This window comes from Halogranum amylolyticum, from assembly GCF_900110465.1.
Classification (GTDB): domain Archaea; phylum Halobacteriota; class Halobacteria; order Halobacteriales; family Haloferacaceae; genus Halogranum; species Halogranum amylolyticum.
The window spans coordinates 1-5,864 of record NZ_FODV01000051.1 but is presented as its reverse complement, the minus strand read 5'-3'; the positions used below and the strand labels follow the sequence as shown (position 1 = coordinate 5,864).

The following is a 5,864-nucleotide window of genomic DNA, read 5'->3' as shown; positions in this document are numbered from 1 at the left end:
TCACCGTCTTCCGGTTCGGTGTGTCACTCGTATTCGTCGTGACCCCGTTGACCGATGTTGTTCCAACAGCTGCCCGAAGCACGACTTCCATGATCTCCTCGGGATCGAGGCCGGAGCCCTCGATCCCTCCCATCGGAATCAACTCCAGTACCTCCAGGGCAAGAGACTTCAACTGGGCGTTCGAAAGGAATTCGTCCGGATCTGTGAGAACTTCCTTGAGCAAGGGGACGTTCATCACGAGTATATCCGGACAGCGGGTGAATCAGTGACCTGATTCATCCGCTTCATTCCTACACCGTGTCAGCTACTGGGCTGTTGAGCCAGAGCGGACAACTAGCGACTTTGGAGTCTATCTATTCCTCATCGCAGGAAGTAGCCTCATTGGTGCAATCTTACTCCGAAGTGTGGTGTTGTCCGGTGATGAATAGAACCTCTAAGTCTTGCACGTCTTTTCTGACAATGTCCAGTTAGGTTTCTGTGGCCATGCTAAACCCAGCGCGCAAGTCGGCCAGAGATTTCGTGCAGCAAAGAGCCTCAATCGTCGTCAGCAGTGTACGCTCCACCACGACGCTTGATTCGAGCGACGACCATCCGCTGTTCGGATTGACGGAAGGTCACGGCTAAACGGAACTCACCGATGCGTACCTTCTTGTGCGGACTATTCTGAAGTGGTTCGCCATAGTCCGGTGGATCTCGCCACGGCGAGTCGACGATCTCGCCGAGCTTGTTCAGTATCCGTTCTTGCTCAGGTGGAGAAAGAGCTGAAAGGTCGTCCTGTGCTGTTGATGTGAGTTCCCACGTCCAGTCCCCCTCACTCATCGCTGTCCGTTCCGAACTGCTCGCGGGCATCATCGGCACTCATCGTCCGTCCCTCGCGGATGTCCTCCTCTGCTTGGAGGAGAGCGATGAGTTCATCGCGGTCGAACGTCGGAAATTCGGTCGCGTCTCGTAGGGTGTAGCGGATGAATTCGCTTCGGCTGTTGAACCCACGCCCCTGCCACGTGCTGTCTATTTCGTCGAGAAACGACTGTGTGACTTTGAAATTTACCGTGACGATCTCGTCATCACCGTTTGACTCCGTAGTTGCTTCAGACATACGCTAGTATTACGTTCGTCTTACTAAATCAATTTCGGCGGGTTGCCATCTGCTGCATACACCCTCTGAGTGTTGCACGTCGCTACTGACAGCAACTGGTGAGGTTTCTGTGGTCGTGCTGAACTCAGGGCGCAAGTCGGTCGATGGTTACCGCAGTCACCAGAAGGGCTTTGTTGTCATCTATCCAGTGAAAATTGTGCTAACTCAACTTTCACGTGATTCTATCCTAACTGTTGGAGGAGCGAGTGCTCTTATTGTTGGTGCTTATTTGCCGTGGTTAAATATTAATCTAAATTTGCCACCAGATGCGAAGATTCCAACTGGATATTACATTGGGATGGACTCTGGTATCGAAGCCTTTGACTTCGCACTCCTCGGGTCTGCGGTGATTCTCTTTCTATTATTCAGACTCCGCTCAGAGAGACGACTGAGGTCAGTACTCTCGTTTGGCTCTGTTGAAATCCTCAGAGGATTACAGGATCAAGCAGTAGTTTGACCGAATGCAGGCTCTCCCGAAGTCGCGGTTGCTCCGGTTCGTTGAGCAAGCGTGTCACTTGGCTCGTCGAGCTGTCGCTCGCTACTCGTCGAAGTTCTCGAAACGCCGGTACACACTTCACCAACACATCGTCTTGCTTTGTCTCAAGGTGCGGAAGAATACGACGTACCGAACCCTGCTTGACGAACTCATCGAGATGCCTCGGATTCGGAGCGCCCTCGATCTTGAGGAACTCCCATCGCCATCAACGCTATGTAAAGCGTTCAACCGGCTTGATATGGCGGTTTGGCGTGTTCTGCTCAACCTCTCGGTCACACTCCTCCCGACCAACGGTGTCGTCGGAATCGACGCCTCCGGCTTTGACCGGAATCACGCCTCGAAACACTACACGAAGCGAACGAAGTTGACGATTCAGCAGTTGAAAGCCACGCTCCTCGTAGACACGAGGTCGAACGCGATTATCGACGTACACGTAACGACGACCAGAAAACACGACTCACAGATCGCGCCGTCGCTCATCAAGCGGAATGTCGGTGACGTAGAGATTCTCCTCGGCGACAAGGGATACGACGACCAGAAGGTTCGCGCGGTAGCCCGTGGGACTGGTGTTCGACCGCTCATCAAGCACCGCGAGTTTTCGTCACTTCACAAGGCGTGGAACGCCCGATTGGACACCGATCTCTACGGTCAACGTAGTCAGAATGAGACGGTAAATTCTCGTCTCAAATGGAAATATGGCGCATTCGTCCGCTCACGCCACTGGTGGAAGCAGTTCCGTGAACTCGTTGTCGGCTGTCTCACTCATAACCTCGACAAGGCACTCTAACCGTTAGATGTAGAGGCTGTAGTCATCACCCTGTTCGTGCAGCCTGGCCCGGAAGCCGTTGCCTGGCTACTGCACCAGGTTCGTCATTGGGAGCAGCCCCGAGGAGATTATCCGGCGAAGGAGGACGACGACACCGTTATCCAGGCCGTTGGCGAAGACTGCCTGCTCGTGTGAGTCGTCGTGGTCGGCGTCCGGGTAGAAGGAACTGACCAGCAACGTCGTGCGGTCAACCAGCAGTAGACGGCTGATGGCAACCTCGTCGTCGCTTGCCGGCCCGAGGAGCCAGTTCAGTTCGGTTTCGAACACCTTCACAGATGGCAGCTCAGTACCGAGCTTAGCGATGATCGCGTCCGTCTTGCCACCGATGATCACGTCGACGCCGCGGTCAACCGCGTCGTGGAGCCGGTCGTACAACGCCTCCGTCAGGAGGTCCTCCTCGACGACCAGCAGGACGATCTCCGATTCGGCGTCCTCCAGCAGCGTGTGTGTCCGGGACTCGATGCCGTCATGGCCGGACAGCGTCCAGACCTCCTGCATTCGATCGCTGTCGTCGTCCTCCGGCTGGAGATCGAGCGCTTCGAGGTGTGACTCTAGGGTGTCGATCCGTGTGTCGAACTGCTGATGCAAGGTCGCTGTTGCCTCCTCGATGCTGACCGCGCGAAACTGCTTGGGAGTCCCATGTTGCACTTCGACCAGCCCTCTCGACTCCAGCACTCGGACGGCATCGTACACACGGGTTCGCGGAACCTCCGAGATCTCGCTGATTTCCTTGGCGGTCCCCGCCGAGAGTTGGGTCAATGCCAGGAAACTCCGCGCCTCGTACTCCTTCAGCCCGAGGTCCTGCAACAGACTCACCGTCTCGGCTTTACGTTGCTCAGCTGCCATTAGGTGGTCCTATCATGCCCGACTGATTCAGAGGGGGGAACCGATGAACGGGAATAGACAACATATTGAAATTATTGGTCACCACCTCGATTGATTCGACCATACTGTGGCAAGGATTCCTAAACGAATAAGTTCTTTTAATCAGATGGTTGTTATATTTGAAAAATTCAACTGAGGCCGGTGATCTATGGAAATATTGAACTCTGAGTGTGGTGAGGGGGGGGGCTATAGATGCGGTGGATTTGAAAATTCCAATCTGTTCCCCGGCTATCCTTGATCGGTGACCGACGCGTCGTCGGTGTCGTCGTCCTGGTCCGCGTCGGGGTCCGGCCGTGGATAGAAGTGGTCCCATGACTGGACTCGCGTCTCGGAGATGATCTCGGAGCTGTTGATCGTCATGCCCAAGCCCGACAGTTCGTTGCGGATCTCTTCGATCTCTCTGACCGAACCGGCGACGATCTCGACGTGGACATTCCGTTCGCCCCCAAGCAAATCGCGGGTGGTCACCACACCACGAACGCTGAGGATCTGTTCGGCCAGCGAGTCCAACTCATTCGGATTGACCGTGCAGACGAACATGACGTGGAGGGGGTAGCCCGCTTGCTCGTAGTTGATCTCGGGGTGGTAGCCCCGGATCACGCCCCCATCTTCGAGTTTGTCAAGGCGATTCCGGACCGTCGTGGAGGTCACATCCACCTTCTTGGCGATCTCCGTATCGGTCTGACGGGCGTTGAGCTGGAGTTGGTGCAAGATTCTCCGGTCCACGTCGTCAAGTGGGGTGTCGTCCATACGGTGTCCTTGGACGGGGCGACTGAAAAGTCCGCATGAGCCATTCACGAGCAGAGATTGAAGCAGTCCGTCAGTTAACTCCGCACAACTACCTAACGGCTGTTTCAGCGAGAAAGTTGTCGGGGCAATAGGATTTCAACAGAGCCGTTCACTCTTATTTATTTCGCCGTCCGGTCATCAGCGGTGCCTATAGTCTCGTCATCGCGAGCTGACGCATGAGTTGTGTCGGCGAACTCTTCTGTGGCACGTGCTTGGGCCCGCGATTCGGCGTATATCGCACCAATGTACCCGCCGATTGCACTGAGGCCAAGAATATACACTGCGGCGACCAGGAGGATGACCCCGATCATGATGACGACGAACATCGGCCCGGCGAACTCACCGGTGGTGAGAGAACCGAAGGACATGATGGTGAACATCAAGAAGAACACCGCAGCCAACGGAAGCGACGCAATGATTCCCGAGACGAGACCAACTTGTATGCCACGGTCGGTTCCCTCGTTGTGCAGATAGCCTGCAACGGCCCCGCCGAGGAGCGGTGAGAACGGAATGACAGACGTGGCGACGGACACCACGGCGCCCAACAGTGCGTGGAGGTAGAAGTTTTCTCCACGGGAAGCGACATCTCTGGAGGTTGCTGTTTCCATACTACTGTATTGGCCTGTGTGCGTAAATAACGGCTCATGAGTCTCATCTGGTGAGAACACACCACCTGGGCCGCGGCTGGAGAGGTGCCACCAGAGGCTGGACAGGGTGAAGACGTTTTGCAGCGCCATCGTTATGCCGAGCCACGACAGCAGCCACGTAAGCAAACAGCACTCCTGAAGCACACTGTGCTGCTCACCCACACCTCCAAATGGGTGTCAGGCCGGAAGCTCTCGCGATTGCATCCACTCTAGTTGTGCCGATTGTGCGCCTGCGAATTGCGTATTCGACCCGCTAACTAGCTGAGAGACGAGTGAACCCCTCGTCGATGCTCGATGCGTTTCAGGGGTAGAAGTCACCGCCGTCGTGCGGTGAACGATTGGAAGCATCTGAAACAGAGTGAAATCATTCGAGACGGAGCTCTCTCTTTATTCGGTCTCCACGAGTCCAACAGAATGCTATGGCAACCAAACCATCCGCCCTTGACGGAGTTACAGAAGCATGCTCGGAATGCGCACGCGAGACGCTCCACAAGGTCCGGGTGGAGCTCCGAACAGAGAGCTCAAAACCGAAGAATGCGGAATTCTCTCGCGAGCCGTACCGCGTGGCGACCTGCATGGAATGTCAAAGCGAGACGACGCTACGGATGAACAACGCCTAAGACCGACACCGCTGCACAGCATACTCTTTTCGCGACGGCTGCGAAGTCATGCTCTGACTAGCGTCGGGATTACACCAGCCCATAGTGTCGGCCGGAGGACATCAACAACGCCACGATCCCCCCACATAAGCACGTTCTCTTTTTGAATCACCGGAAGTGACACGCTGTACAGAACTCATCCCAGCTGTATACGACAACGTTCGCGATGCTACCAATACTCAAAGTACCCTATACAACCGTCGTGAGAGCGTGAACTCTCCGTGGAATTCACCGTCGTGTACTAAAGCTACAGAGGCGATGTTAGAACAAGTTTCAGAAGGAGCAGTCGACACGTCTTTTTACTGCGGTGGGCCAAGAGGTGGTTCTGAAGCGCGTATGTGTTTAGCCCCGGATCGATTTCGTTAGTCTCTCGGAGAGGCCACCCAACTGGTGTAGTAGATCAATGCAGCAGGCAAATGAGTCCACT

At 55.2% G+C, this 5,864-nt stretch carries 7 protein-coding genes and 1 pseudogene; 2 read left to right on the top strand and 6 right to left on the bottom strand.

The features are described from left to right. From BSG17_RS25695 to BSG17_RS25685, 3 genes and pseudogenes are all read right to left on the bottom strand, one after another. Window positions 1-235 (bottom strand): annotated as a pseudogene (locus BSG17_RS25695) (ISH3 family transposase); the annotation flags it as partial. Between the two features lie 299 nt (window positions 236-534). After that, complete coding sequence (locus tag BSG17_RS25690; RefSeq protein ID WP_089828185.1) at window positions 535-819, bottom strand: type II toxin-antitoxin system RelE family toxin; 285 nt, start codon at window positions 817-819, stop codon at window positions 535-537. Beyond that, on the bottom strand, window positions 812-1,096 hold the full coding sequence (locus tag BSG17_RS25685; RefSeq protein WP_089828184.1) for a ribbon-helix-helix domain-containing protein: 285 nt from the start codon (window positions 1,094-1,096) through the stop codon (window positions 812-814). Before BSG17_RS25685 ends, BSG17_RS25690 begins: the two co-directional genes overlap by 8 nt. A gap of 500 nt (window positions 1,097-1,596) precedes the next feature. Between BSG17_RS25685 and BSG17_RS25680 the strand changes: the two genes are divergently transcribed. Beyond that, window positions 1,597-2,418, top strand: a complete 822-nt coding sequence (locus BSG17_RS25680; RefSeq protein ID WP_089828183.1) for an IS5 family transposase — start codon at window positions 1,597-1,599, stop codon at window positions 2,416-2,418. A 66-nt stretch (window positions 2,419-2,484) separates the two neighbouring features. Here BSG17_RS25680 and BSG17_RS25675 read toward each other — a convergent pair whose 3' ends face one another. The 3 genes from BSG17_RS25675 to BSG17_RS25665 form a co-directional block, all read right to left on the bottom strand. Beyond that, window positions 2,485-3,303, bottom strand: coding sequence for a TrmB family transcriptional regulator (locus BSG17_RS25675; protein WP_089828182.1), 819 nt, complete (start codon window positions 3,301-3,303; stop codon window positions 2,485-2,487). A 267-nt stretch (window positions 3,304-3,570) separates the two neighbouring features. Further along, window positions 3,571-4,092 (bottom strand): Lrp/AsnC family transcriptional regulator, encoded by a 522-nt coding sequence (locus BSG17_RS25670; RefSeq protein WP_089828181.1) that lies wholly within the window; start codon window positions 4,090-4,092, stop codon window positions 3,571-3,573. Between the two features lie 158 nt (window positions 4,093-4,250). Continuing rightward, a complete protein-coding gene (locus BSG17_RS25665) occupies window positions 4,251-4,739 on the bottom strand; it encodes a DUF5518 domain-containing protein (protein WP_139246831.1) in 489 nt (162 codons plus the stop codon). Window positions 4,740-5,197: 458 nt separating this feature from the next. On the opposite strand from BSG17_RS25665, the gene BSG17_RS28870 reads away from it, so the two are divergent. After that, on the top strand, window positions 5,198-5,398 hold the full coding sequence (locus BSG17_RS28870; RefSeq protein WP_089828179.1) for a DUF7835 family putative zinc beta-ribbon protein: 201 nt from the start codon (window positions 5,198-5,200) through the stop codon (window positions 5,396-5,398). Window positions 5,399-5,864 lie beyond the last annotated feature (466 nt).

Coding starts and splice junctions, on each gene's coding strand:
- BSG17_RS25690 (WP_089828185.1), bottom strand. CDS start 819: ATGAGTGAGGGGGACTGGACGTGGGAACTCACATCAACAGCACAGGAC.
- BSG17_RS25685 (WP_089828184.1), bottom strand. CDS start 1,096: ATGTCTGAAGCAACTACGGAGTCAAACGGTGATGACGAGATCGTCACG.
- BSG17_RS25680 (WP_089828183.1), top strand. CDS start 1,597: ATGCAGGCTCTCCCGAAGTCGCGGTTGCTCCGGTTCGTTGAGCAAGCG.
- BSG17_RS25675 (WP_089828182.1), bottom strand. CDS start 3,303: ATGGCAGCTGAGCAACGTAAAGCCGAGACGGTGAGTCTGTTGCAGGAC.
- BSG17_RS25670 (WP_089828181.1), bottom strand. CDS start 4,092: ATGGACGACACCCCACTTGACGACGTGGACCGGAGAATCTTGCACCAA.
- BSG17_RS25665 (WP_139246831.1), bottom strand. CDS start 4,739: ATGGAAACAGCAACCTCCAGAGATGTCGCTTCCCGTGGAGAAAACTTC.
- BSG17_RS28870 (WP_089828179.1), top strand. CDS start 5,198: ATGGCAACCAAACCATCCGCCCTTGACGGAGTTACAGAAGCATGCTCG.